The sequence below is a fragment of the Cognataquiflexum rubidum genome (genome assembly GCF_022538115.1).
Lineage (GTDB): Bacteria > Bacteroidota > Bacteroidia > Cytophagales > Cyclobacteriaceae > Cognataquiflexum > Cognataquiflexum rubidum.
In genome coordinates this window covers 133,448-160,232 of sequence record NZ_JAKZAL010000002.1, presented here as the reverse complement: position 1 = coordinate 160,232, position 26,785 = coordinate 133,448, and the positions used below count along the sequence as shown (strand labels likewise).

General features: G+C 43.8%; 23 protein-coding genes. 16 read left to right on the top strand and 7 right to left on the bottom strand.

The window, feature by feature from the left end:
* Window positions 1–2 precede the first annotated feature (2 nt).
* From MMU05_RS03010 to moaCB, 3 genes are all read left to right on the top strand, one after another.
* Window positions 3–1,088: a ThiF family adenylyltransferase gene (locus MMU05_RS03010; RefSeq protein WP_241140185.1), complete on the top strand. Its 1,086-nt coding sequence runs from the start codon at window positions 3–5 to the stop codon at window positions 1,086–1,088.
* A 7-nt stretch (window positions 1,089–1,095) separates the two neighbouring features.
* A complete protein-coding gene (locus MMU05_RS03005) occupies window positions 1,096–1,542 on the top strand; it encodes a molybdenum cofactor biosynthesis protein MoaE (protein ID WP_241140184.1) in 447 nt (148 codons plus the stop codon).
* Between the two features lie 245 nt (window positions 1,543–1,787).
* Window positions 1,788–2,699, top strand: a complete 912-nt coding sequence (moaCB, locus tag MMU05_RS03000) for a bifunctional molybdenum cofactor biosynthesis protein MoaC/MoaB (protein ID WP_241140183.1) — start codon at window positions 1,788–1,790, stop codon at window positions 2,697–2,699.
* Between the two features lie 72 nt (window positions 2,700–2,771).
* On the opposite strand, the gene MMU05_RS02995 is transcribed toward moaCB, so the two are convergent.
* The 3 genes from MMU05_RS02995 to MMU05_RS02985 form a co-directional block, all read right to left on the bottom strand.
* Window positions 2,772–3,089, bottom strand: a complete 318-nt coding sequence (locus MMU05_RS02995; RefSeq protein WP_241140182.1) for a hypothetical protein — start codon at window positions 3,087–3,089, stop codon at window positions 2,772–2,774.
* Between the two features lie 280 nt (window positions 3,090–3,369).
* On the bottom strand, window positions 3,370–5,490 hold the full coding sequence (gene feoB, locus MMU05_RS02990; protein WP_241140181.1) for a ferrous iron transport protein B: 2,121 nt from the start codon (window positions 5,488–5,490) through the stop codon (window positions 3,370–3,372).
* Between the two features lie 5 nt (window positions 5,491–5,495).
* Window positions 5,496–5,714, bottom strand: a complete 219-nt coding sequence (locus MMU05_RS02985) for a FeoA family protein (RefSeq protein WP_241140180.1) — start codon at window positions 5,712–5,714, stop codon at window positions 5,496–5,498.
* Window positions 5,715–6,139: 425 nt separating this feature from the next.
* Between MMU05_RS02985 and MMU05_RS02980 the strand changes: the two genes are divergently transcribed.
* The 13 genes from MMU05_RS02980 (at window position 6,140) to MMU05_RS02920 (ending at window position 21,884) form a co-directional block, all read left to right on the top strand.
* Window positions 6,140–6,724 carry a TetR/AcrR family transcriptional regulator gene (locus tag MMU05_RS02980; protein WP_241140179.1) on the top strand — a complete coding sequence of 195 codons (585 nt, stop codon included), beginning with the start codon at window positions 6,140–6,142 and terminating at the stop codon, window positions 6,722–6,724.
* 16 nt (window positions 6,725–6,740) lie between these two features.
* On the top strand, window positions 6,741–8,066 hold the full coding sequence (locus tag MMU05_RS02975; protein WP_241140178.1) for a TolC family protein: 1,326 nt from the start codon (window positions 6,741–6,743) through the stop codon (window positions 8,064–8,066).
* Window positions 8,067–8,076: 10 nt separating this feature from the next.
* Window positions 8,077–9,126 carry an efflux RND transporter periplasmic adaptor subunit gene (locus MMU05_RS02970; RefSeq protein WP_241140177.1) on the top strand — a complete coding sequence of 350 codons (1,050 nt, stop codon included), beginning with the start codon at window positions 8,077–8,079 and terminating at the stop codon, window positions 9,124–9,126.
* Between the two features lie 10 nt (window positions 9,127–9,136).
* Complete coding sequence (locus MMU05_RS02965) at window positions 9,137–12,250, top strand: efflux RND transporter permease subunit (RefSeq protein ID WP_241140176.1); 3,114 nt, start codon at window positions 9,137–9,139, stop codon at window positions 12,248–12,250.
* Window positions 12,251–13,020: 770 nt separating this feature from the next.
* Entirely contained in the window at window positions 13,021–13,452 is a 432-nt protein-coding gene (locus MMU05_RS02960; protein WP_241140175.1) for an RrF2 family transcriptional regulator, read from the top strand.
* Window positions 13,453–13,496: 44 nt separating this feature from the next.
* A complete protein-coding gene (ric, locus tag MMU05_RS02955) occupies window positions 13,497–14,216 on the top strand; it encodes an iron-sulfur cluster repair di-iron protein (protein ID WP_241140174.1) in 720 nt (239 codons plus the stop codon).
* Between the two features lie 3 nt (window positions 14,217–14,219).
* Window positions 14,220–16,037, top strand: a complete 1,818-nt coding sequence (locus tag MMU05_RS02950) for a c-type cytochrome (protein WP_241140173.1) — start codon at window positions 14,220–14,222, stop codon at window positions 16,035–16,037.
* Window positions 16,038–16,058: 21 nt separating this feature from the next.
* On the top strand, window positions 16,059–18,023 hold the full coding sequence (nosZ, locus tag MMU05_RS02945) for a Sec-dependent nitrous-oxide reductase (RefSeq protein ID WP_241140172.1): 1,965 nt from the start codon (window positions 16,059–16,061) through the stop codon (window positions 18,021–18,023).
* 56 nt (window positions 18,024–18,079) lie between these two features.
* Entirely contained in the window at window positions 18,080–18,667 is a 588-nt protein-coding gene (locus MMU05_RS02940; protein ID WP_241140171.1) for a hypothetical protein, read from the top strand.
* A 28-nt stretch (window positions 18,668–18,695) separates the two neighbouring features.
* Window positions 18,696–19,130, top strand: coding sequence for a nitrous oxide reductase accessory protein NosL (locus MMU05_RS02935; RefSeq protein ID WP_241140170.1), 435 nt, complete (start codon window positions 18,696–18,698; stop codon window positions 19,128–19,130).
* Between the two features lie 28 nt (window positions 19,131–19,158).
* Window positions 19,159–20,406: a nitrous oxide reductase family maturation protein NosD gene (locus MMU05_RS02930; protein ID WP_241140169.1), complete on the top strand. Its 1,248-nt coding sequence runs from the start codon at window positions 19,159–19,161 to the stop codon at window positions 20,404–20,406.
* Window positions 20,381–21,124 (top strand): ABC transporter ATP-binding protein, encoded by a 744-nt coding sequence (locus MMU05_RS02925; RefSeq protein WP_241140168.1) that lies wholly within the window; start codon window positions 20,381–20,383, stop codon window positions 21,122–21,124. Before MMU05_RS02930 ends, MMU05_RS02925 begins: the two co-directional genes overlap by 26 nt.
* Window positions 21,117–21,884 (top strand): ABC transporter permease subunit, encoded by a 768-nt coding sequence (locus tag MMU05_RS02920; protein ID WP_241140167.1) that lies wholly within the window; start codon window positions 21,117–21,119, stop codon window positions 21,882–21,884. The genes MMU05_RS02925 and MMU05_RS02920 overlap by 8 nt, the downstream gene beginning before the upstream one ends.
* Window positions 21,885–21,963: 79 nt before the next feature.
* On the opposite strand, the gene MMU05_RS02915 is transcribed toward MMU05_RS02920, so the two are convergent.
* From MMU05_RS02915 to MMU05_RS02900, 4 genes are all read right to left on the bottom strand, one after another.
* Window positions 21,964–22,374 (bottom strand): putative toxin-antitoxin system toxin component, PIN family, encoded by a 411-nt coding sequence (locus MMU05_RS02915; protein WP_241140166.1) that lies wholly within the window; start codon window positions 22,372–22,374, stop codon window positions 21,964–21,966.
* Window positions 22,364–22,588: a hypothetical protein gene (locus MMU05_RS02910; protein WP_241140165.1), complete on the bottom strand. Its 225-nt coding sequence runs from the start codon at window positions 22,586–22,588 to the stop codon at window positions 22,364–22,366. The genes MMU05_RS02915 and MMU05_RS02910 overlap by 11 nt, the downstream gene beginning before the upstream one ends.
* Before the next feature lie 118 nt (window positions 22,589–22,706).
* Window positions 22,707–24,098 carry an MATE family efflux transporter gene (locus tag MMU05_RS02905; protein WP_241140164.1) on the bottom strand — a complete coding sequence of 464 codons (1,392 nt, stop codon included), beginning with the start codon at window positions 24,096–24,098 and terminating at the stop codon, window positions 22,707–22,709.
* 332 nt (window positions 24,099–24,430) lie between these two features.
* Window positions 24,431–26,761 carry a patatin-like phospholipase family protein gene (locus tag MMU05_RS02900; RefSeq protein WP_241140163.1) on the bottom strand — a complete coding sequence of 777 codons (2,331 nt, stop codon included), beginning with the start codon at window positions 26,759–26,761 and terminating at the stop codon, window positions 24,431–24,433.
* Window positions 26,762–26,785: the final 24 nt, after the last annotated feature.

The following is a 26,785-nucleotide window of genomic DNA, read 5'->3' as shown; positions in this document are numbered from 1 at the left end:
ATATGGACCGCTTTGAAAGACAATATATATTGCCTGGATTTGGAAAAGAAGCGCAGCACAAGCTGAAGCAGGCAAAGGTATTGGTCATCGGTGCGGGCGGTTTGGGTTGCCCCGTTCTACTATACCTCTCTGCCGCAGGTGTCGGAACAATTGGCATTGTGGATGGAGATATGGTATCATTATCCAACCTCAACAGACAAGTACTCTTTGGAGAGGGAGATTTGGGCCTAAACAAAGCTGAAACTGCCGCCCATTTTCTCAAAGCAAAATACCACGATATCAAGATCAATTGCATCCCGGAATTCATCACCACGCAAAACATCAAGGCGATATTTTCCAAATACGACCTGATCATTGACGGTTCGGACAATTTCCCCACAAGGTATTTGGTCAATGACGCCTGCGTGCTTTTGGGTAAACCATTGGTTTTTGGAGCTGTGTATCAAAATGAAGGTCAGGTTGCTATCTTGAATGGAAAGGGCCATAACAGCATCAATTACCGAGATATTTTCCCTGATCCTCCTACTGCCTACGAAATTCCCAATTGCAATGAAACCGGAGTCTTGGGGGTTTTGCCTGGAATAATTGGGACCTTACAGGCAGCAGAAGCTTTAAAATATCTGACAGGATACGGCGAAGCTTTGGTGGACAAGATGCTGTTTTACAACCTTCTCAGCCATCAATGCTACACAATGGAGCTTAGCAAAAATCCGGATTCAAAGAAGGGGATTCCTTCCTCGATGGAAGCTTTGGAGACAACAGATTATGCCGTAGTTTGTGGAGATGGTGACTCTATTGATTGGGAAGAAGCTTTTGCCTTATTGAATAAATTCCCCGGAGGAACACTCATTGATGTCAGGGAAGCGGATGAATTCCCAAAACTGAAAGGACATCCATATCAATCTGTACCCTTGGACCTGATAGATGAAAAGCACCAAGAATGGCTCAATTCGGAATTGATCTTGTTGTTTTGCCAAAGCGGAGTCCGGAGTTTGAAGGCAGTAAAAATGTTGGAAAAGCATTTTCCTGGAAAAAAGATACATTCAATATCAGGAGGCATTGAAGCCCCTGATTCACCGATTTATTGATAAATACATGGAAACCAAAAGAAGCCCAAAAAACATCTTTGTTCAGGGACCTATTTCACCTGAATCCATCGCCAAGTCCATCGCCAACCACAGTTCCAAAACGGATATTGGAGGACATAGCATCTTTCTCGGTCAGGTGAGGGCCGATGAAAAAGAAAGCGGAAAAGTCACTGCGATCGAATACACAGCCTACGAAGAAATGGCGTTGGAAAAGGCCTTTGAGATCAGGGAAGCTATATTTGTCAAATACCCTTTGAGCTGTATGCATATCTACCACAGTCTCGGAGAGGTGAAAGTCGGTGAAATCTGCCTCTTTGTATTCACTTCTTCCAAGCACCGCAAAGCAGCAATCGATGCCTGCGAAGAATTGGTAGAAAGGATCAAAAAGGAAGTTCCTGTCTGGGGAAAAGAACTGATAGACAACGACGGCTCGGTCTGGAAGGAGAATTTGTGAGGGGTTGAGTGAAGGGTTGTAATTGTTGTAGTTGTTGTAATGGTTGTCGGGTTGTCTGCTTCGCGTTGTCGGGTTGTTATGCGTCACCCTGAGGTACGAAGGGTCTCTTGGTTATTGCATCTTGGCTCCCGCTTTTCGCTATTTGATTCTTACCACATAACCACTGCCAACTGCTACTGCCAACTGAGCTCTGAGAGACTCTCGCCTCTTGATACTTGATACTAATTTCTTGATACTCTAAAAAAATGGTCGACATTACCCACAAATCACCCTCTCTCCGCAAAGCCATTGCCCAGGCAATTGTCTCAGTGAGTTCACAGGAAACCATCGATGCCATCGTACAGCGGAAGGTACCAAAAGGTGATGTCTTTGAAATGGCGAAGACAGCGGGACTTTTTGCTGCCAAGCGCACTTCGGACATGATACCGGATTGTCATCCTCTCCCGATCGAGTTCACTTCCATCAGCTATAAAATCGAAGGTTTGGATATACACATCCATGCAGAGATCCATACAATCTACAAAACCGGCGTGGAAGTCGAAGCCATGCACGCTGCCTCAGTTGTGGCGCTGACGATGTATGACATGCTCAAGCCTATCGACAAGGGCATCAGCATCAATCAGATAAAATTGTTGGAAAAGAAAGGCGGCAAGACAGATTTTGCCAGAAAGGAAACTCAAGGACTCAAAGCTGCCGTGGTGGTCTGTTCGGATTCTATATCAAAGGGAACCAAAGAGGACATGGCAGGAAAGGCCATTATCGAAAAGTTGGAAAAACAAGGTGTCATCATTGGAGACTATATGGTGATTCCTGACGAAACTGCTATCATTCAGGAAAAATTAAAGCAGTATTGTACCGGAGGAATGGACTTGGTGATTTTCACAGGGGGAACAGGTTTGTCTCCAAGGGATGTCACTCCGGAAGCGATCAAGCCGCTTTTGGAAAAGGAAGTACCCGGAATCGAAGAGGTCATCCGTGCGTATGGACAGCAGCGGACACCCTATTCTATGTTGTCGAGAAGTGTAGCGGGTCTGATCGGAGAAACATTGGTATTGGCTTTACCCGGTTCGACAAAAGGCGCCGCCGAATCCATGGATGCGATTTTCCCTGCAGTGTTACATATTTTCAAAGTGATGGAGGGAACGAGACATGATTGATAAAAAATAAGGTAAAAAAAATGGGGAATCAATCTTCCCCATTTTTTTATCGAATAAGTCTGAAAATATATATCAATGGCTGACCACCAAATGATCCACTTTCTGGGTCTCTTGAGGCTGAAACTCAATATCAATTTTTGCGTCAATTTTTAGGCTATATCCGTTTGCTTCAGCTTCTTCCATTATTTCAAGCATTTTCTGCATGCTTGCCTTCAATTCTATGATTCTTGCTTGGGAACGAGCATCTTTTTCACCAAATTTTAATTCAGAGTTGAAACTTTTGATCTGATGAAACTTGATCTTGAAATCAATCAGGTTTCTCAAAATATCTTTTGCTTCTTCGGTTTCAAATTCCCCTTTGATCAAAGTGATGTTGTTTTGCCTGTTCATATGTGTAGCCTTTAGTGTCTGATTCTTTTGACATTACAAAATTGCAAAGGTCTACTCATTAGTTTTTATTTATATTAATAATTATATGTATAAAAAATATTTATAATTAATAAATCCTTCAATTCAAAAAATAGAGAGGAGAAAGGCACTAACTATCGCCCACATTTATCGCAACCGGGACCGGATTGGGATTGTTTTGGTTTTCGTATAAAAGTCCTGAAAACCCAAGTTCCCAAAACCAAGGCAAACAATCCGAAAACAACAAGTTCCTGCCACATAATTATGAGAAAATCTGATAGGTGATAAAGGCTGCCAAATACGCAATCCCGGTCATGACAACGGTCTGCAGGATAGGCCATTTCCAGCTTTTAGTTTCGCGGTACACTACCGCCAAGGTACTCATACATTGCATCGCAAAGGCATAAAAGACCATGAGGGAAAACCCTGTGGCTTTGTCAAAAACCTTCTCTCCGGTATCAGAATGGACCTCTTTTGCTAGTTTTTCACGGATGGTCAGTTCGTTTTCGACATCTCCGCCAATGCTGTAAATCGTAGCAATGGTCCCGACAAAGACTTCCCTGGCTGCAAAAGAAGTCAAGAGTGCAATACCGATTTTCCAGTCATAACCCAAGGGCCTGATGGCGGGCTCGATGGCCTTGCCCATGATACCGATAAATGATGCCTCAAGCTTTTTGGAGGCATATAACTCCTCCACAGAAGACCATTCTGCCTCAGGAGTAGTTTGTAAAATGGTTGTTTTTTCATCTTCAATCGCCTGCATTTTGCCACTCGGACCATAACTCGCCAAAACCCAAAGGACAATGGAAATCGAAAGAATGACCTTGCCGGCTTCCAAAACAAAGATTTTGGATTTGTTGAACATCGTCAATAGGACGGTCTTCCATCTTGGTAACCTATAAATGGGAAGCTCGGTCAGGAGGTAACTTTTCTCTTTGGTTTTTAGGATAAATTTCAGGGCCAAAGCCCCCAAGAGTGTAAACAAGACTCCCAACAGGTACATCGCCAAAAGACCGAGGGCCTGAAAACTGATTCCCATCCAAAGGGTGTCCGGAACAGTCAATCCGATCAGAATAATATAGACCGGCAACCTTGCCGAACAACTCATCCAAGGAGTCACCAAAATCGTGATCAGTCTTTCTTTGGAGTTGCTGATATTTCTGGCCGCCATGATACCGGGGATGGCACAGGCCATACCTGAGATCAGCGGAACGACACTTTTGCCATGGAGTCCAAAAGGACGCATCAACCTATCCATCAAAAACACCACCCTGGACAAATATCCGGTATCCTCCAAAATCGCCAAAAAACCAAACAGCATGGCGATCTGCGGTATAAAGATGACAACTCCGCCGATCCCGGGAACAATCCCTTCTGCAAGCAAATCAGTCAATACACCAGGAGGAAGATTCTCATAAATCCAACCACTCAGGCCTGCAAATCCCACATCAATCAAATCCATCGGGAAGGCTGCCCAAGCAAAAATTGCCTGGAATATCAACAGCATGATTCCCAGAAAAACCACAAACCCAAAGACAGGATTCAAGAAAACATTGTCCAAGCTAATGGTTACATTGCTTGATTCGATTTTAACCCTATCGACAGATTTTTTGAGTATTGAAGCTATTTTGACATACCGCGCTTCGGTTTCACGTACCTGTTGCCTTTTTCTGTCAAATCCAAAAACAAGGGATTTTTCCTTCAGCCATTGCTTGTCCGCTATTGGTAGGGTTTTGTCAAATTCTCCGAACACCAACATCTGGAAAGCCTGATAGGGATTTATAAACCCAAATCTCGCTATGACTTCCTCTACCAATGCCTTGTCGGCGAATGCGTAGGAGTCAAGAAGCGGTTTGGGTGATTCAAACTTTTCGGTTGCCATCAATTGACGGATGGCATCTATTCCTTCGTTGTTTCTTGCATCGGTAAGAACCAAAGGCACGCCAAGCAATTTGTACAATTCAAAAGTCTTGATCTGAATGCCTTTTTTAATGGCGAGGTCCTTCATATTGACTACAAAAGCCATTGGAATACCCAAATCCATCACCTGGGTACCAAGCAACAGACTTCTCTCCAGGTTGCAGGCATCGAGGATTACCAAAGCGAAATCCGGCTTTTCCTGTCCCAATCCATTCAGGACACGATGGGCGATGACTTCATCTTCAGACTTGGGGTAAAGGCTGTAAGTTCCCGGCAGGTCGATCAGGTTAATTTCCTTTTCACCAATCCGAAGAAAACCCACTGTTTTGTCAACGGTAACTCCGGGGTAATTTCCGATTTTTTGATTGAGGCCTGTCAGTTGGTTGAAAATACTGGATTTGCCTACATTGGGATTGCCGATAATGGCAACAGTTTTGGTCTGGAGGGCAGTGGCAGTTTCCATGCTAATCAGGATTTTAAATTGATCATAATGGCCTCCTGCTGTCTGAGGGCGATAATATTTTCTTCAATCAAAAAAGCCATTGGCCCTCCAAAAGGTGCTTTCTTCAATAATTTGATTTCTTTCCCGGGCAAAATCCCCAACTCTAAAAAATTAATGGAAATATCAGATTCTCTTATACTTTCTATGATTGAAGATTGCTGTAACGAAAGTTCTGCTGCTGTCATTATTGATACTTTCTAAGGGTCTCGAAAATTAATAGATTTTTCTCAAACAACGCCATATATTATTTTTAATCAATCTAAATAATTGTGTTTAAGTTCCAAAGTTGAGAGAAAAGGTACTTGACTTTTTTTGTTCAGTATGCTCATTGAGATGACGGAAAAGACAAGATTCAAACATTTATGAAAGATGAAACGGTTTGACTCACCATCAAACAAATGGCAGAGTTTTTCCAAAAAGGAAAATCAACCAATAGCCAAAATTTAACTTTGTTTTTTGGTTGACTAATCTCGTTCTAAAAAACCTTTTTCCCCGTCCCTTGAACAGGGTATTTTCAAGAAAATTGTTCAGATCTGATGAGAATAATCACGACAATATTTTTATTTCTACAATTTATCTTTACCTTTGTTAGTGAATACTAACTTACATTATGAAAGAGATTTCAGAAAGACAAAAAGAGATTATTGAAGCTGCGGGAAAACTCCTTTCCAACTCCGGTGTAAGCGGCTTGACTACCAAAAAGCTGGCACAAGAAATGGGCTTTTCTGAGGCAGCCATTTATAGACACTTTGAAAACAAAGAAGCGATTATAGTCGGATTATTGGAATTTTTGAATGCTGATATGGATCAGAGACTTGCAGCAGCCATCAAGGAAAATAATACTCCTGAATCAAAATTCAAGGCAATTTTCAAAAGTCAGTTCGATTTCTTCAGCGAAAATCCACACTTTGTTGTTGCTGTATTTTCCGATGGACTATTGGAAGCAAGCGAAAAAATCAACCAGGCTATCCTCCATCTCATGCAAACCAAAATCAGTTACCTCATGCCGGTCATCCTGGACGGTCAGCAAAAAGGAATATTTACCCAATCCATCACTTCTGAGGAATTGGTGCACATCATTATCGGGTCATTTCGGTTGCAGATGTTCAAATGGAAAATCGCCAATTTCCAATTTGATCTCAGAAGAAATGGTCAAAATATCATTGAGAGCCTTTTGACGATCATTAAACCTTAAAAAAATTTGACATATTATGTTAGTAAATACTCACATACTAAAACTAGGGTTAGTATTACCGCTCATGGTCTTGACCTTTTCAGCAAAAGCCCAAAACAGAGAATGGGAACTTGAGGCCTGCATCGACACGGCATTTGTCCATAACAAGAACATCCTGATGGCCAAAAACCAGACGGACATAGCCGGTCTCAAAAATCAGGAAGCAAAAGCGCAGTTGATTCCCAAGCTTTTCCTTCAGGGAGACTACCGGTACTACACAGACCTTCCTTATCAGCTCCTCCCACAGGCTGCCTTTGGTGGTCAGGAGGGCGTATTCAGACCGATTCAATTTGGCGTTCCCAATAATATTTCGGCAAACCTGTCTTTCAAAATGCCCATTTACGATCCCCAGATCATGGGTGGAATCAAAGTTTCTGAAAGTTACGAAGCCCTTTCATCCTTGCAGGAAAGCAAATCAAGGGAACAGATTTACTTCGAAATATCAAACCTCTACTACAATGCCCAAATCCTGAAAAACAAATTGGCATTCATAGAACAAAACCTCGAGAACAGCCAAAAACTTCAAAAAAACATTCAGTTACTCTATGAACAGACCATGGTTCAAAAAACAGAATTGGACAAGGTGGTCCTTCAAAACCAACAGCTCCAGACGCAGCGGTCACAAATCATGAGACAATATGAGTCTGTGTTGAACCTGCTGAAATTTTCTATGGGTATAGAAACAGACAGGGATTTTGATGTTCTTTCCACCATACACAAACCTGAGGAGGAATATTTGGAGAGTAAAAATATCCTCGACATCCTCATTCAGGAAAGTAAATACAAGATCGTCCAACAGGAACTCAAAACATTACACAACAGCCGCATTCCGCAATTGTCGCTTTATGGCAATTATGGAACCACAGGTTTTGGTTTCAATGGCGAACCCGAAGCTTTTCTTGATTTCTACAGGGTGAGTTTTGTAGGAATTCAATTGAACTATCCCCTATTCAGTGGCACAGTCACGCAGAAAAAAATCCGGGTCAAAAAATATGAATTGGCAAACAGCCAACTTCAAAAAGACTTTGTCAATGAACAGACCCTTGTCCTCAGCCAAAATGCCCAACTAAAACAGGACCAGGCAGAACAGCAACTCCAAACCAATCTTTCGCAGATCGCATTAGCCGAGTCAGTCTATCAGCGGACCTTGCTCCATCAGCGTGAGGGAATCGCAAGCCTGACAGAAGTACTATTGGCAGACAATGCCCTCAGAGACAGTCAGCAGCAATATCTCTCGGCCATGGTCGAATACCTCACTGCCACCCTTGAAATCAAAAAACTTAACGGAACACTCCTCAACTGAAAGAGAAACCATGAAAAAGCTACTCTATATTCTCATCCCTTTGGTTATCGTTGCGGCGATAGCATTCAAGCTTTTTTCCAACAAGCAAATAGCCACGGAAAGGGTCTTTCACTACAATAAGGATCAAAACATCAATGTGATGGCCCAAAAGCTGACCAAAGAATCTGTGCAGCAGGAGTCTGCTTTCACGGGTGCATTTGTGGCCCAAAAAGAATCCAACCTCAGTGCAGAATTGCAGGGAAAAGTCAATGCCGTCATGGTAGAAAACGGCGACCCTGTCCGTAAAGGTCAAGTATTGGTACAGCTGGACAACACCATGCTGGTATGGCAACAAAAAGCAATTGAAGTCCAGATAGAAGGGCTTGAATCGGATTTGAAACGCTATAAAATATTGGTAGAAAATGACGCCATCCAGGGAATCCAACTTGAAAAAACCGAAATGGCCCTCAAATCCGCCACAGTCCAACACCAATCCCTTCAAGAGCAAATCAAAAAAACAAGCATCCGAGCGCCTTTTGATGGGATTGTCACTGCAAAAATGACCGAAGTGGGAGACTTTGCGGCACCCGGCAAACCTTTGGTTCAGGTATCCAATCTAAAAGACCTGAGTCTCTTGATACAGGTTTCGGAACAAGACCTAAGCCTGTTCCAAAATGGTCAGACTGTCGACATCTTGGTCCCAGTGATCAATATGAAGACCACTGGAAAAGTATCCATGGTGGGCTTCAAAAGCAATCCGGGAAATAGTTTTCCTGTCGAACTCAAGGTCAGCAACAGCAACGACCTCAAGATCAAAGCAGGATTTTTGGGGGAAGTATCTATATCAGACCCGAGCATGCAAAACGGAATCCTGATACCCTCATCGGCCATCGTAGGGTCAGACCTCGAACCCAAAGTATATCTGATCAAAAACGGAAAAGCACAGCTCACTACGATCTCCATCAGCAAAAGAATCCAGGACAAAATCCTGGTAGATTCCGGACTTCAGGAAGGTGATACCCTCGTCATCGGTGGTGTGATCAATGTCTTTGAAGGTGCCAACCTCACTCCTATCTTTTAACCACTCCGCCATGAATATCACATCCATATCCATCAACAGGCCTTCTTTGATCATTGTCCTGTTCAGTGTTTTCATCCTCTTGGGATATATCGGCTTCACCAATCTTTCTTACGAATTGATGCCAGACTTCAACCAGCCTGTTGTCGTCATCAAGACAGTCTATCCCGGTGCCGAACCTGAGGAGGTCGAAAATTCGGTTTCGAAAAAAATCGAAGATGCACTTTCAAATCTGGAAGGAGTAGACTATTTGGTTACCAAATCTCTCCCCAATGCCTCTGTGGTCATCGCCAACATGAAATACGGCGTCAACTTGGACCAAACCATGATGGACGCACAGCGGTACATTGATAATATTTCGCAGGATCTTCCCAAGGAGGTGCTTTCCCCCGAAATGAGCAAGGTCTCCCCAAATGACCTGCCCATCATGTCCATCACCGCGACAAGCCAAATCAACGGTCCTGAGTTTTACCAAAAGATGATCGATGATTTTATCCCGCAGATACAGCAACTCAAAGGGGTCGCCGAGATCACCATCCTCGGCGGTGAACAGCGAGAAGTCCTGGTCAACGTGGACCAAAACAAACTCAGACAGTACAAAATCTCACTGCTTCAAATTGTAGAAGCCATCAACAGATCCGGACTCGATGTCCCTGCGGGAAAAGTCCAGACTGTCACCGAACAGAGCGCTGTCAGACTTTTGGGGAAATTCAATTCGCTGGAGGATATTGGATCGGTGCAGGTCGCCATGCCGGTGAAGGGCAGTCCGGTCTATGTCAGGGATGTCGCTGTAGTGAAAAACGGAATTAGAGAAATCAGCTCCATCAGCCGTTACAATGGCAAGGAAGGTATTGGCCTGATGCTCAAAAAGCAGGGTGATGCCAATGCCGTCGAGGTCTCCCGAGCAGTAAGAGACCGTTTGGCACTGATAGAGGAAATAAATTCAAGTGCCGGTATAAAATTCATTATCGCTGACGACAGTACTGACAATACCATCGCTGCTGTCAATTCAGTGGTTTTTGACCTTATCCTCGCAGTTATTCTCGTGTCTCTTGTCATGCTTATTTTCCTGAGAAGCTTCAGAAATTCACTGATAGTATTGGTCGCCATCCCAACCTCCCTTGTTACAGCATTCGCTGTCATGTGGTTATTGGGATATACCCTGAATCTGATGACGTTGCTGGCCATGTCTCTCATCATTGGTATCCTTGTGGATGATGCCACGGTGGTTTTGGAAAACATACAGCGCCATTTGGATCGGGGAAAAGACAAAAGGACTGCAGCCATGGACGGACGTCTTGAAATCGGCTTTTCAGCGCTTTCCATCACCTTGGTGGACGTGGTGGTGTTTTTGCCGATCCTCTTCCTGCAGGTTTTTGTGGCGGATATGTTAAAGCAGTTTTCTGTAGTCGTGATTACCTCCACGATGACGAGTTTGCTGGTTGGATTTACACTTACGCCTTGGATGGCTTCACGGATCGGCAAGTCAGAAGACCTTCAACCAACCAATTTCTTTAACAAATTCCTGATCTGGTTTGAGCATCAGTTGGACACCTTCATCGCTTGGTATGGCAGACAGTTGGATTGGGTATTGGACCATAAGCTTGTATTTATGGGCATCATTTTAGCGCTTTTTGCCATGACCGGACTTATCCTGAAGCAGGGGATCATCGGCAAGGAACTGATTGCCACCGGAGATCAGGGAAAGTTCAGTCTTTACCTAGAATTTGACAAATCCACCGGAATCAAGCAGAACAACCTCAAAAGCCAAGAGATAGAAAATTTCCTCTTGGAGCAACCTGAAGTGGCCACCATCTTCAGCAACATCGGCGGCCCAACCACCGGAATCGGAAGCCTTGGCGTGGGTTCACCCAATAAATCCGAACTCACCATCCAGCTAAAACCCGCAAAGGAAAGAGGCAATATCCCAACAGAAACTTATATGAAAGAAGTCAGGGAGGAGTTGCAAAAAGAATTTCCCGGAGTAAGTTATTCCATGACCGCATTGGGACTGATCCCAAGATCCGCACCGATAGAAATAACCCTCAGCGGCCCGACTACCGAAAGTGTCATGGCTGCGGCAAATGACCTAAAGACCATTGTCGAAAATATCCCCGGATCAGACTTTGTGAAATTGTCCGTGGAAGAAGGAAGCCCTGAGTTCCAGGTCATCCCCGACCAATACAGACTGCAGCTATTTGGTCTGAACAATGCCTTTGTGGGACAAAATCTCCGTTATGCCCTGACCGGAAATGACGATGCCTCCCTGACCGAAGGGGGTACCGAATATCCTGTCCGTATCCAATTGGATAATTTTAACCGCCAAAATTACGAAGACATCAGACGGATTTTGATCACCAATCCTATGGGGTTCCCGATCGAACTCGCTCAGGTAGCCAACATTTCCCAGAACAAATCACCTTCCTTACTTGAAAGAAAAGACCGTCAACCTGCAGTCACTTTGACAGCCAATGCCCTTGGAAGACCTTCCGGCACTGTGGCCGACGAAGTTGTCGCCAAACTCAAAACAAACCCGCTTCCTGCAGACATCAGCATGGTATGGGGTAGTGATATCAAAAGGCAAAATGACAGTTTTGGAGCTTTGGGATCGGTTTTGCTGATTTCCTTTTTGCTGATCTACCTGATCATGGTGGCACTTTATGACAGTTTTATCTATCCCTTCGTCGTCCTTTTCTCCATTCCGGTTGCTGTCATTGGGGCGTTTTTAGCGCTCAACCTTTCAATGAACAACCTCAGCCTCTTTGCCTTGCTTGGTCTGATCATGTTGATGGGATTGGTAACCAAAAATGCCATCCTGATTGTGGATTTTACCAACCAACTCCGGGCAGAGGGAATGGAGGTAAGAAAAGCGCTGATCACTGCCGGCAAAGGCAGAATGCGTCCGATCCTGATGACTACCATATCGATGGTCGTTGGGATGCTGCCCATAGCCCTGGCGAGTGGAACGGCGAGTGAGTGGAAAAACGGATTGGCTTGGGTGATTATTGGTGGCTTGATGTCGTCTCTGATATTGACGGTCTACCTCGTCCCTGTGGTTTATTATTTCTTTGAATCAATAAAAGTCCGAATCCAAAGAAAAAAAGAAAAAGTCCCGGCATTGTCTTGACACATGAAATTTACGGCTTTCCTAAAGTTTGGCACAAACAAGGAAAGCCGTTTTTCCAGTCTTCCCTTATTTCATTGGTACGTATCTGCCAACTGAAAAAAAATGTGAAAATGGGAGATGGCAGATAGCCCTTTTCATAGGTGTAGTTTTAGGAGCCATTGTTTGGCTTTACCTTCATGTTCCCCTACCCCTCCGGTATAGTCCCGCCCACCATGTCCTATACTCCCCCTACCCATACTCCGCCTCTCAGTTAGGGATACTCCGTGTCCTAGCTATAGATACTCCGCCTCTGGGTTACCCTTGGGCTACTTCCCAACTACCCCAAACCTTAGATTCCCATACCCCCTCTCCTTACTATCCCTATAGCAGTCCTACCTCAAACCTACTCCCTAGTACACGCTCCACCACAGTTCCCCTACCCATTGACCAATGCTTGACCAATCCATGTCCAATGCAAGCCCAATCCTTATTCAATATCCAAGTTGGCACAGGAGTATACAAGGCTGATACCTTTTACCTCCGCGATTTTTTAAAAAATGGATTATAAGTGGCTGATAATCTGTCATGATTCGTATCTCAAAAAATCTTTCGACATAAAATCCCCAAAAGGTGTGATATATAAAAGTATCTATTCTATACCTATAACATGATTGTTTATCAAAAGACTTGCTTTAACACTCAAAAGAAGCCAAGATATTTTGATAAAAAAATAGAGGATATTTTTATCTTTTAATATAAAAGGATATATTTGTCCTGTATTAAAAACGGATATGTTTTCCAAAGCCTGCAAATATGCCATCAACGCCATGATCTATGTGGCCACGCTACCGGAAGGTCAGGAGCGTGCAGGGTTGAAGGAAATCTCCAAGGCCGTCAATTCTCCGGAGGCATTTACAGGTAAAATTTTGCAAGAGCTTGTTAAGCATGACTTGCTCCATTCTGTAAAAGGGCCAAATGGAGGATTTCACATTCAGGGTGATACAAGCAAAATCGTCCTCTCCGAAATCGTCGAGGCCATTGATGGGGACATGCTATTTACAGGATGCGCTTTGGGATTGGAAAAATGCTCCGAAGACCACCCCTGCCCTGTTCACCATAAGTTCCAAGCGATCCGCGAACACCTGACCGGTATGCTGATGACGACAAGCCTGAAAGATGTGGCGGATAGGGTAAACATCGGGATCAGCTTTCTGAAGTATTAAAAAATTGAAATCTAACGGCTACAAGGCTCTAACAAATAAGAAAAATGGAAAATCTATCACAAAGAAAAGTAGGCGGAATCGTTGCGGAAAACTTCCGGGCGGCCAAAGTATTCACCGAGTACGGCATTGATTTTTGCTGCAAAGGCGGCGTCACCCTTGAGAAAGCCTGTGAGGTCAACGATGTCCCCATGGAAAGCATCCTAAAGGACCTCGAAAACGCAGTCATCATACCTGAAGAGGTTCATTTTACAGATTTTGGACTGACCGACCTGATCAACCATATCACGACTACGCATCACCGCTACGTAGAAAACAGCATTCCTCCCTTGAAGGCTTATTTACAGAAACTTGTCCAAGTTCACGGGGAAAGACATCCCGAACTCGAACAAATCAAAGAACAATTTTTCCAAGCTGCAGATGCTTTGACTACCCATATGAAAAAGGAAGAGCTGATCCTTTTCCCCTACGTCAAAGCCATGGAGGAAGCCAAATCAAGTCATTTCAGCCTTTCAAAACCACATTTTGGAGCAATCGAGAATCCCATCAACATGATGCAAGACGAGCATGAGACTGAAGGTGAAAGGTTCCGCTTAATATCCGAACTGAGTGACGGCTATAGGACACCTTCCGATGGCTGTCAGACTTACAAAGTGGCTTTTGCCATGCTTCAGGAATTTGAAGAAGACCTTCACAAGCATATCCATTTGGAAAACAACATCCTTTTTCCGAAGGCAACCGAACTGTACCACCAATTGAATCCATAAGAAATGAAAACCGCCCCGGAACTTTTAAGCCAAAAACCAAGTGTCTCTCTGCTGGAGAGACACTTGGCAAAACCGTGGATGTTCTGGGCGGTGTTCTTCTTTTTGATGGCTTCGTTATTTGGGCTTTTGATGAGATATTTTCTTGTCGGGGAAGTCAGTTTCTTCGAATACAAGCATATTCTTCATGCACACTCCCATTTGGCCTTGTTGGGTTGGGGATATTTATTGGTAACAGGGGCTTTGGTTTTTACCTATGTAAAAGATGCCAAAAGGCTCCAAACCTATAAAGTACTTCTCGGCATATCGGTTTTTACCACGCTAGGTATGATGCTGAGTTTTCCCTTTCAGGGTTATGGCCTTTACAGCATCACATTTTCATCCCTGCACCTGATTTCAAGTTATTTCTTTGCTTACTTCTTCCTTCAGGACCTATGCCGTCACAAGGAATCAACTGCTACCCGATTGGTGAGATTTTCCATCATTTGGTTGCTTGTTTCAAGCCTTGGACTATGGGCAATCGGTCCTGTCGGCGCAACATTGGGCAGGCTCCACCCCTTGTATTTCATGAGTGTGCAGTGGTTTTTGCACTTTCAGCTCAATGGCTGGTTTGTCTATGGATTTTTGGGATTGTTGGTGTGCTACCTGCAAAAAAACGGATGGAGCATTCCTGTTTCCAAAAAAAGCGAATGGATCCTCCATATCTCCCTTTTCTTGACCTATGCCTTGGCCGTTTCTTGGAGTACACCGATCAAAGCCTTGTTTTTCATCAATGCTGCGGGTGTCATCCTCCAAGTCATCGCCTATTACCGGATACTGAATCCTGCTTTCAACCAACTGTTCGAGGGACTGAAATTTCCCAAAAACTGGATAGACAGGATGCTTTACATCGGAATGATGAGTTTGGTGGCCAAAGCCCTGATTCAGGCCGCCCTCATCATCCCGGATGTGGCCACCATCGCCTATACCATCCGCATGTATGTCATCGGTTTTGTCCATTTGGTAATGCTTGGTTCCATCACCTTTGGCATTGGAGCATTTGCTTTGAAAAACAATTGGCTTGGCACAGGCAGATTTTCAGGTTTGGGTTGGCAATTCTTGGCTTTGGCCTTCTTGGCATCGGAGATTCTACTCCTCGGGCAGGGTACTTTACTTTGGGCCAAACTGGGTTTTATCCCCCAATTCCACCTGATTTTATTTCTTGCCTCTACCCTATTTCCCCTCGGACTTATCCTGATATGGTTGGGACTGTGGCACAAACCGGCTTTCTATGAGGCTGAACTTACAATTGAAAATAATATCAAAACCCAATTTTATAAAAACAGAAAAACTATGAAAAGTACGATGATCATGACCATGGGGGTAACATTGCTCCTGATGGCGAGTTGTGGCGGTGGCGGTGAAAACCAAAGTACTACTACCCCTCCCACCACCGAAGAAACAGTAAAAGAGGCCGATCCACAAGGTGTCGGTGAGTTCAAAAACGTAGAAGTCTCAGCCACTGTCGAGGATGCATTGGCGGAGAAAGGCAAGGCTATCGTGGACATGAAATGTACCGCTTGTCATCAGCTCAACGACAAGAGATTGGTAGGTCCCGGCTTCCAAGGCGTGACCAACAGAAGACGTCCGGAATGGATCATGAATATGATCACCAATGTGGACGTGATGCTCGACGAGGATCCTGTGGCACAGGCACTATTCGAAGAATGTCTTACCCGTATGCCAAACCAAAACATCTCTTCGGATGAAGCAAGACAGATTTTGGAATTTATGAGAAAAAATGACTTAGAAAAAGCCGGCAGCATGGATGGTGCTGCGAAATAAACAAATCAAAACCCCAAGAAAATGAAAACAAGATTATGGTTGATGGCAGGAGCAGCAGTTGCTGTAGCTTTTGCCTCTGGTTGCAAACCCAAAGGCGCCCAAACCGCCATTTCGGGAGACGCTGCCTCTAAAGTATACGTAGCCCCAGGACAGCATGATGAATTTTACAATATAGTATCGGGTGGCTTCAATGGACAGATCTCAGTTGTAGGACTTCCTTCAGGAAGAGTACTCAAAATCCTCCCTGTTTTCTCTGTGCACCCTGAAAATGGATGGGGATTCTCAGAAGAAACCAAACCAATGCTAAACACCACGCATGGGTTCGTTCCCTGGGATGATTTGCACCACATTGCCATCTCTACGACCAATGCGGAGCATGATGCAAGATGGGCATTTGCAAATGCAAACAATACCCCAAGGATTGCAAGAATAGACTTGACTACCTTTAAAACAGTTGAGATCATCGAAATCCCAAATTCTTCAGGCAATCACTCTTCGCCTTTTATCACAGAAAACACAGAGTATGTGGTGGCCGGAACGAGATTTTCTATACCTACCGGCGATGACACAGACAGGGATGTGGCAATCGATACTTACAAGGATAACTTCCGTGGGACAATTTCCTTTATCAGTGTGGACAAAGACCATGGAGACATGGACATTGCCTTCCAGATAGAGGCACCGCCTTTCAATTTTGACCTTGCAAGAGCAGGAAAGAAAAAATCACATGGTTGGTTTTTCTTCTCTACCTACAACACCGAAATGGCCCACACGCTGTTGGAAGTGAATGCTTCCCAAAAAGACAAGGACTTTATCATGGCTGTCAATTGGAAAAAAGCAGAAGAGTATATCGCTGCAGGAAAAGGCAAAAAAGTCCCTGTAAATTATGTCCATAACAAATGGGATGAAAGTACACATACCGCAATTTCCACAATTAGGAATGAAGTTCTGTCCCTTGATCCAAAAGTATTGAAGGACATGGTTTACTTTATCCCTTGTCCAAAATCCCCACACGGAACAGACACTGACCCTACCGGTGAGTACATCATTGGCAGTGGAAAGTTGGCAGCAATCATCCCGGTATTCTCTTTTACCAAAATGCTTGCGGCAATCGAAAATCAGGATTTCGAAGGAGATATTAATGGAATGCCTGTCCTGAAATACGAATCTGTTTTGCACGGAGAAGTTGAAAAACCAGGGCTTGGACCTTTACACACCGAATTTGACGGAAAAGGATTTGCCTATACTTCCATGTTTGTTTCTTCGGAAATCGTAAAGTGGAATATCGAAACGCTTGAAGTTGTCGATAGAATCCCTACTTACTATTCAATAGGTCACTTGAGTATCCCCGGTGGACCGACCGGCAAGCCACATGGCAAGTACATGGTAGCTTACAACAAAATCACCAAAGACAGATACTTGCCTACAGGTCCGGAATTGGCACACTCTGCCCAGCTTTATGATATCTCTGGAGACAAAATGCAGCTGCTCCTTGACTTCCCGACCATCGGTGAACCCCATTATGCAGAAGCATTTCCGGCTTCCCTGATCAAGGACAAGCAGGTGAAATTCTACAAACTGGAAGAAAACAACCACCCGCATGCACTCAAAGGGATCAATGATGCTCGAGTTGAACGGAAAGGCAATGAAGTCCACATCTACCTGACGAGTATCAGGTCTAATTTCAGGCCTGACAACATTGAAGGCATCAGAGTTGGCGATGAAGTGTATTTCCACATGACCAACCTCGAGCAGGATTGGGATGTACCGCACGGATTGGCTATCAAAGGCGCCAACACCGCTGAACTGCTTGTCATGCCTGGAGAAACCTCCACCTTGAAATGGACACCTGACCGAGTAGGCATATTTCCATTCTATTGCACAGATTTCTGTTCGGCATTGCACCAGGAAATGCAGGGCTACATCAGGGTATCTCCGGCAGGAAGCAATACGCCGCTCAAGTTTTCTACAGGAGTGGCAGAATAATTTCCCTTTAACCTCACCGCCGGGATCAAAACCGGCGGTGATTAAAACCTAAAAAGATGAACAATATCAGCCCATCAAACCGCATTCTGGCATTTATTGCCGCTGTCCTGATGGTTTCCGCGTACTTTACCCCTCTGTGGCAGATCAGCCTTTGGGCTCCCCAATATCCCGAGGGACTGAATATGAAAATATGGATCGACCGCCTCAGCGGAGATGTCGACATCATCAACGGTGTCAACCACTATATTGGCATGAAGCATATCGGTGTTGAGATGTTTCCTGAATTTACCTACCTGATCTATGTCTTTGGTTTCATTATCGGCTTTGGGATTCTTACTGCGGTCATTGCAAAGAGATGGGCACTTTATACCTTCTTGGGGATGATCGTTCTCCTTGGAATCGGGGTTTTGACCGACATGTACCTTTGGGGATATGATTATGGCCACAACTTGGATCAGACTGCTGCGATCAAAGTGCCGGGTATGGCTTACCAGCCTCCACTTATTGGATACAAAGAACTCCTCAATTTCATTGCCTATTCGGGACCCGATACCGGTGGATGGATTCTTGGGGTATCGGCTTTACTCTTGACCTTTGCTGTTTTTACAGAATGGAGAAAGAAAAAGAAAGTGGCTTCCCTCTGAAAACCAAATACGATAAACCACACCATCAATGAAAAATATAATCAAAATATTCCTGGTCTCTCTACTGATGCTTTCCTGCAAGGCAGAACCGAGACCCATCAGTTACGGAAATGACAACTGCCACCATTGCAAAATGAAGCTAATGGACCCTGTCTACGGCGCGGAGGTCGTTACCCAAAAAGGAAAAATCTTCATCTTCGACGATGTCAACTGCCTGATGTCATTCTTAGAATCTGATGAAGTCAGTCAGGAAGATATCAAGCATATCCTCGTCGTTGACTATACCAAACCCGAAAGTCTGACGGATGCTTCGGTTGCTTTTTACCTGAAGTCTGACAAATTCAAAACCCCCATGGCAAGCAACATCATCGCATTCTCCGATTATGAAACCCTTGAATCCTACAAATCCCAACATGGAGGAGTATATCTGGCTTGGGGTGAATTAGTGACCCAATTCAAATAAAAAATTGCTCGGAACTAAATCCAACAAGATGAAAACTTTAAAACTCCTTTTCCTGTCCTTTTTCATTCTGATGACAGTTTCCTTGGAGGCTGCTACCATCAGGGTCAAAAACGGTCAATCCATCCAAAAAGCAATCACACTGGCAGCTGTTGGAGATACTTTGATCATCGAAAAAGGAACTTACGCTGAAAATGAAATCACCATCAGGAAGCCCCTGACCCTCATCGGCGAGTCCTACCCTATTGTTGATGGAAGAGAAAAAGGAAACGTTTTTTTGGTAGCATCAGAAAATGTGCATATCCGGGGCTTTAAAATCATCAATACCGGAATGTCCAACATGGATGATTCGGCAGGGATCAAATTTTTTGATTCCAAAAACTGCACTGTGGAGGACAACATTCTGGAAGAAACATTCTTCGGCTTACACTTTTCCAATTCCTCTAACCTTACCATCAAAAACAACAGGCTTTCCTCCCATGCCGAGCGGGAATACCAAACCGGCAACGGCATCCATCTCTGGAAATGCCGGGATTCATTCATTCAGGGAAATACTGTGAGCGGCCATCGGGATGGCATTTACTTGGAGTTTGTCACCAATACAGTCAGCACCGGCAACATGATCGAGGCAAACAAAAGATATGGGCTGCACTTCATGTTTTCCCATGACAACAGTTATATCCGAAATACTTTCCGAAAAAACGGCGCCGGTGTTGCGGTCATGTACACCCGAAATGTCCTGATGAAGGAAAACATCTTTGAAGAAAGCGAAGGGGCAAGCTCTTATGGGATTTTGCTCAAAGACATTACCGACAGCGAAGTAGTCGGCAACATTTTTAGGAACAACACCATCGGGATTTACATGGAAGGATGCAGCCGAAGTACATTCAAAAGCAACTCATTTACACATAATGGCTGGGCCATCAAACTCATGGCTAGTTGTGACCAAAACACATTCGAAGAGAATAATTTCATAGCCAACACCTTTGACATCAGCACCAACGGAAATGTGGTCCTGAACACCTTACAGCATAATTATTGGGACAAATACGAAGGCTATGACCTGGATAAAAACCGGACAGGCGACATTCCCTACCGTCCCATCAGTTTGTTCAGCGTCATCGTAGAAAAAATCCCCGCCGCAGTGATTCTTTGGAGGAGTTTTCTGGTGACGCTCCTTGACAGGATGGAAAAAGTACTCCCATCCATCACCCCCGAAAATATGATCGACAACTCCCCAAAAATGAGACCTTATGATATCCGTACAGCAAATACATAAAAAGTTTGGCAAGCTTGAAGTTCTGAAGGATTTCAATCTTGAATTTAAATCGGGAAAAAGCTACGCCCTTATGGGTCCCAACGGCTCCGGAAAAACCACCTTGATCAAAATCATCCTCGGCATGGTCATCCCAAATGCCGGAGACATCCTCGTCAAAGGCAAATCCATCAAAGGAAGCTATTCTTATCGCTCTGATATCGGCTACATGCCGCAGATCGGCAGGTATCCTGACAATATCAAAATCGGTCAGCTATTCTCCATGATGCAGGACATGAGACCTGAAATCAAAAAATATGACATGGCTTTGGCTACAGAATTTGGCTTGATGGACTTGCTGGACAAACCCATGCATACCCTCAGCGGTGGGACGCGCCAAAAAGTGAGTGCCTCCTTGGCGTTTATGTTTTGTCCGGATATTCTGATCCTCGATGAACCTACAGCCGGCCTTGATCCCATTGCAGTCGAAATCCTGAAAAACAAAATCATCCAAGAAAGGGAAAAAGGGAAACTCATCCTGATCACTTCCCATATCCTGAGTGAATTGGATGAACTGACCAACCATGCGATCTATATCCATGAAGGGAAGGTATTCTTCAATGACACGACTGAAAGCCTGAAGGATATCACAGGAGAATCCAAGTTTACCACCGCCATCGCGAGGTTGATGGAATGGAGTTTAAAAAAAAAGCAAATTAAAACTGAATTGAGCCATGTTTAAGTTATTGAAATACGCCTTGTATGATATTGTAAAGTCTAGGTTTGCTTTACTTTACACCCTTTTTATGGTATTGGTAGCGATCTCCATTTACCAGGTTTCGGAAGACATGAGCAAGGTTTCCCTCAGTCTGCTCAACATCATGCTGATGATCGTTCCTTTGATTTCAGCCATCTTTGCTACGACCCATTTTTTCAATAACTTGGAGTTTACCGAGCTTATGCTCGCCCAACCTGTCAAAAGAAGGGATGTTTTTTTAAGTCAGATCTTAGCGGTAATGTTTGTATTGAGCTTGGCGATTGTAATAGGTTTTGGTGTGCCCATGATCCTGTGGGGTGCGGATTCTTCAGTCTTGATCTTATTGGGAATCGGCATCGGTCTGAGTGTAGTTTTTGCGGGATTGGCATTTTTGGCTTCCGTTATGACCAGAGACAAAGCCAAAGCCATCGGCATCAGCCTTTCTTTTTGGATCTATTTCTCTTTGGTCTATGACGGATTTGTCCTGTACCTGATTTATAGTTTGGCTGACTATCCTTTGGAAAAACCCACTTTGGCCCTGGTGTTTTTGAATCCAGTGGATTTGGGAAGAATCATCATGCTGATGCAGTTGGACATCTCCGCTCTGATGGGTTATACCGGAGCCTTCTTTCAGGATTTCTTCGGTTCGGCAAAGGGAATTCTCCTTTCCTCCGCAGTGATGTTTATTTGGATGATTTTGCCTGTTTCCGCCGCCATGAGGGTATTTAAAAGAAAGGATTTTTAAGTGGAAAAAGGTTTCTTATGATTGGAAATTTGAAAAATAAAGCGATGAAAGTTTAAAAAGAAATAGGCTGAAATCAGCATTAAACAAATTTTTCCAAAAATTCGGTAGGAGTTAAAATAGGTATTCCTTCAAAAGGATGAAGTACCAATAAATCAGGGTCACCAGTTACTATACATTTTGCTTTTGCATCCACCGCCAAGTGTAAAAACATATCATCTTTTGGATCTCTGCAGGCTTTGAAAGTACTATGGGTTTCAAAGAAAACAAACTTTTTATCTAATAATGCCAATATTTCATTTCGCTGTTCGACTGTAAAATACCTATCAAACTTATTTCTAAAAATAACACTCTTGAATTCTTTCCAAGTTTCTTGGGACAACATAACATCTCCAATTTTTAACGCAGATTTCAAGGCAGAAGCATTTGTTGATAGGGGTGATAAAACTGAGCTTATGAGTGAATTAGTATCAAAAATAAAACTATTTTTCATTTAGGATTTGATTTAGAATTTCATCTGAAAAACCCTTTTTCTCCGCCTCTTCTCTGATTTTTTCCAAGACAGGCCAAAAGTCCTCCACCTCCTTTTCCATCAAAATATTTAAGAATTTATCAAAAGCATCCGAAATTCTTTGCTTTGTAACAGCATCGCTTTCTTCCCATTTCTTTGCTGTATCTTTATCCACCTCAATCATTATCTTTTCCATATCCGCTTCATTTAGAAACTCCAATTTACAAAATTACTTTTTAGAATAAACGAAATTTTGAGACTTGGAGATTCCCGGATTTAGCAAGCACAATTTTTTTGGGGTTATTGAACCCAACCTAAACCTGCACCAACTTCCACTTGCCTCTATTAAATACCAAAGTACTCACGACAGCATGCAGTGAATGGCTGACCGCAATGGCGATAAAAACCCCCGTTGCGCCCAATCCGAAAGTCTTGGCAAGCAGGTAAGCAAAGGGAATCTGAAAACCCCAAAGTATGGCCAAATTGATGATTGTCGGGGTTTTGGTATCGCCAGCACCGTTGAGCGATTGACTCATCACCATCCCATAGCCAAAGAAAACATAACCCAAGCAAATGATCGTCAAACCCATTGTTCCGACAGCGATAACTCCTTCTTCTTGATTAAAAATCCCGATAAAGAATCCAGCTTCGGCAATGAAAATAATGGCGCAGAAACCAAGAAATATGGCAGTCAGATGTGCCGCCAACCAAGCGGATTTTTCAGCCCTGCCCGGTTGCAAGGCTCCAAGGTTTTGTCCTACCAATGTCGCTGCAGCATTGGAAAGACCAAAAGCAGGCAAGAGCGCAAAGATAATGATCCGCACTGCAATCGTATACCCGGCCAAAGCCACGGAACCTGATTCGGAGATAATCCTCATCAAAAAGATCCAGGAAGCGGATTCGATCAGAAACTGCCCCATGCCCCCTGAAGCCACTTTCACAATGGTAAGGACGGTTTTCCAATTCATCTTGAGGCTGTCCCAATAGAACTTGATGATGGATTTGCCATTGAACAGGATATAAAACTGGTAAATCACACCGATTCCCCTGCCTGTTGTAGTTGCCCAAGCCGCCCCTTCCAATCCCATAGCCGGAATCGGTCCCAATCCAAAGATCAAAATGGGATCCAAGACCATATTTATGGCATTGGCGATCCATAGTGTCCGCATGGCTACCGCGGCATTACCGGCTCCTCTGAAGATTCCATTGATCAGAAAAAGCAACATCACACAGACATTTCCTCCAAAAATTATCTGGGTATAACGGTAGCCTTGCTCGATCACTTCCGGTTCTCCCCCCATCAAGGAAAGCATTTGCTTGGCATACACTACCCCGAGAACTGCCACTGCTACCGCAAAAAGCGAACAAACCAAAATAGCCTGAAAAGCTGCTGCGGATGCTTCCTTCGGTTTCTTCTCTCCTATCCTACGGGCTACAATCGCCGTTGCGGCCATACTGAGACCGATAGCAATGGAGTAAATTATCGTCAAAACCGATTCAGTCAGGCCAACCGTTGCGACTGCGTGCACGCCCAGTTTTCCTACAAAAAAGATATCTACTACTGCGAACAACGATTCCATCACCATCTCCAAAATCATGGGGATAGAAAGGTAGAAAATCGCTTTTTTGATACTGATATTGGTGAAATCCTCTTCAAGTCCACTTACGGCCTGTTTGAAATGTTGGATGAAGTTCTTGATTGTCATATATGAATTAGCTTTCCTGTTGGGAGGTGAAGAAAATAGGCCGCTGTCCCTTATGGGATTGGGCCAAAATAAACCGGAGAAAAATCAAGCCTTCATAATGACACAAAAATGCTAAAAAAATCAAAGAACCCAAATGGGAATTTGATTAGTAACATAAATAATGGTTATCCACCTTTTTGCCAGTAACCCAAGATTCTACAGCAAACGGGACGGAAGACCAAAGTCGGAATCCCGATGGCTATCAGGACGATGGACCGGACAATTCAAATCTCCTAACAAGTCCTATTTTGAATTAACATTCTACCGGCACCATTGAGTACATAGATAATCTATTAACGGTCTGAATAGCCAAAAGAAAATCCGATGGAGAAATAAAACCTGAGGTTTTCATCTGAATTGTTTTTTCCAACTCCTGCTATAATGGGTCCCAAAATCGATTTGTAAGTAATGTCCACTCCGTACCCAAATAGGTTGTTGGATTCCATTTCAGAAATGATGGAACCTTCTCCGTTTTTCAAAGGAACATGTTCGCTGTATCCGACAAAATTTGCACCCGTCCGGAGAAAAATATTGTTGACAGGAATATACTGAAACTCCAAGCCCAATTTGGCAAAATTGGGAACGACTAATTCCCTGTAATTCAATCCCCAAATCCTGGTATCATTGAACCTCACCCGCTGATGCCCGCCCGCTATAAATCCATCAAAAACCTTAAAAGCATTTTCATTGGAGAATGTCAGACCTGTAGCTGCTGTCGGCATGATCTGAAGGTTTCTTGCCAAAGGAAAGTATTTGATGTATTTGAAATAAAAAGCAAAATATCCCTTTGGTGTCAATAAGTCCGTAATGAAAGGGATATCTTCTTTCGGAATTCCCACCTGACTGTCGCCTTCCCCGATAAACAAAGTATCCACTCCATCATTGAGGTTGATTTTAAAATTGTTATTGAATAAATAAACAGGTTCGACGATCGCCTCTGCACCTCTCGTGGCGTAGTTTCGGTCGTTGAGAGAATTGCGGTAATACATAAACCGCAGACCCATAAAATTCCTGACGGCGTTTCTGACGTCAGAAGGTGAACTGATATTGAATTTGGATTTGGCTTGGTTGTTTTCATAAAAACCACCGACAACAAATGTTTCCTTCAAGGATTGGGTGGACATAATATGGGCACCGACCCTGCTTTCCTTATTGACATTGATGTCTGTCTCTTTGCCATCTTCATAGACGGGTGCCTGTTGGTTGAGGTAATTGACCTTAAAGTTGAAGGCATACTTTTTTTGAGGTCCGATGTATTTGTAATAGTCAAACCGAAACTTGGGATTTTGGGAAATATCCGCGAGGATGATGGATCGGGAGGATTTCCCCAATACATCCCTCATGGTAAGGTTGAGAAGGATGCCTGCAGAAAATTGGTTGTCATAATGGACGGAGGCGAAAAGAAGACTTTTAGGTTTTTCATTGGCACGAATCACCAATTGATAATTGTCCTCACCTGTTTTGATCAGAGAATAATCCACATTGTAAAATCCATTGATCCCAAACACCCGCGACATCCCTTCCCTGAGTTCCTGCCTGGTGACTGTTTCTCCCGCCTTGATATTCAGCTTGGATTTGATCAATACATCAGAAAACAGGGAGTTTCCTTTTACCTCGATGTCACTGATGACTATCGGGGCGACATCAAGCCCGATTCCGGTAGTGGGAACAAATACATCTAAGCTGTCCGCTAGGTTTTTGAATTTTTGGGCATGCTTTTGTCCGGCCAAATCCCCCAATTCCAGGATTTCGCGAAACTTGCTAAAGCTCCCTGTAGAGTAGTTTTTCAGGTCCGGCTTGATGTAAATATCCGTATCCTGAATATTTTGCCTCAGCCTGCTGTAGGATTTGGACATAGCTATCTGCATCAGGATACCGGAAAACGAACCGATATCTTTGGGGTTTACAAAATCTTCATCTCCGACATTGACACCGATGATGATATCGGCACCCATCTCTTTGACCACATCGACAGGAAAATTATTGACCACCCCACCATCTACTACCAAGGTGCTGTCCATATCAAAGGGCGTAAAAAATGTCGGTATGGCTATACTCGCCCTCAATGCATCATGGAGGTATCCATCTTTCAGCACGATGCCTTCTCCGGTTTTCACATCGGTGGTGATGCAGCGAAAAGGTATTGGGAAATCATCAAAACTCTCAATGTTATTGGCAGGCCAGGTGTAATAATGCAAGGTCTCGGAGAGCATTTGACCATGAATCAAACCCGAGGGAAGTGAAACTTTCCCTTCAATCACCGGTAATTCAACAAGATACCTGTTATAATATTCCTTTTCTTCAAATGAAATGTCATTGAATCCCACTCGGTTGGTGATCAATATATCCCAATCGATATTGAGAATAATTTGCTCCAGTTCATCCGCACTGTACCCCAAAGCATACAAGCCTCCCACCACTGACCCCATCGAAGTCCCGACGATAAAATCAGGACGGATGCCGGCCTTTTCCATATAGCGCAAAATCCCCACATGGGCCATTCCTTTGGCACCACCACCACTGAGTACAAGTCCGATCTTGGGTCTGTCGGCATTCTCTTTTTCCTGGGCCTGAAGGAAAAAAACGATGAAAATTAATAAGGAGGAAAGTAAAAGTTTCTTCATAAAGGTCTATTTGGGTAGCCAAAA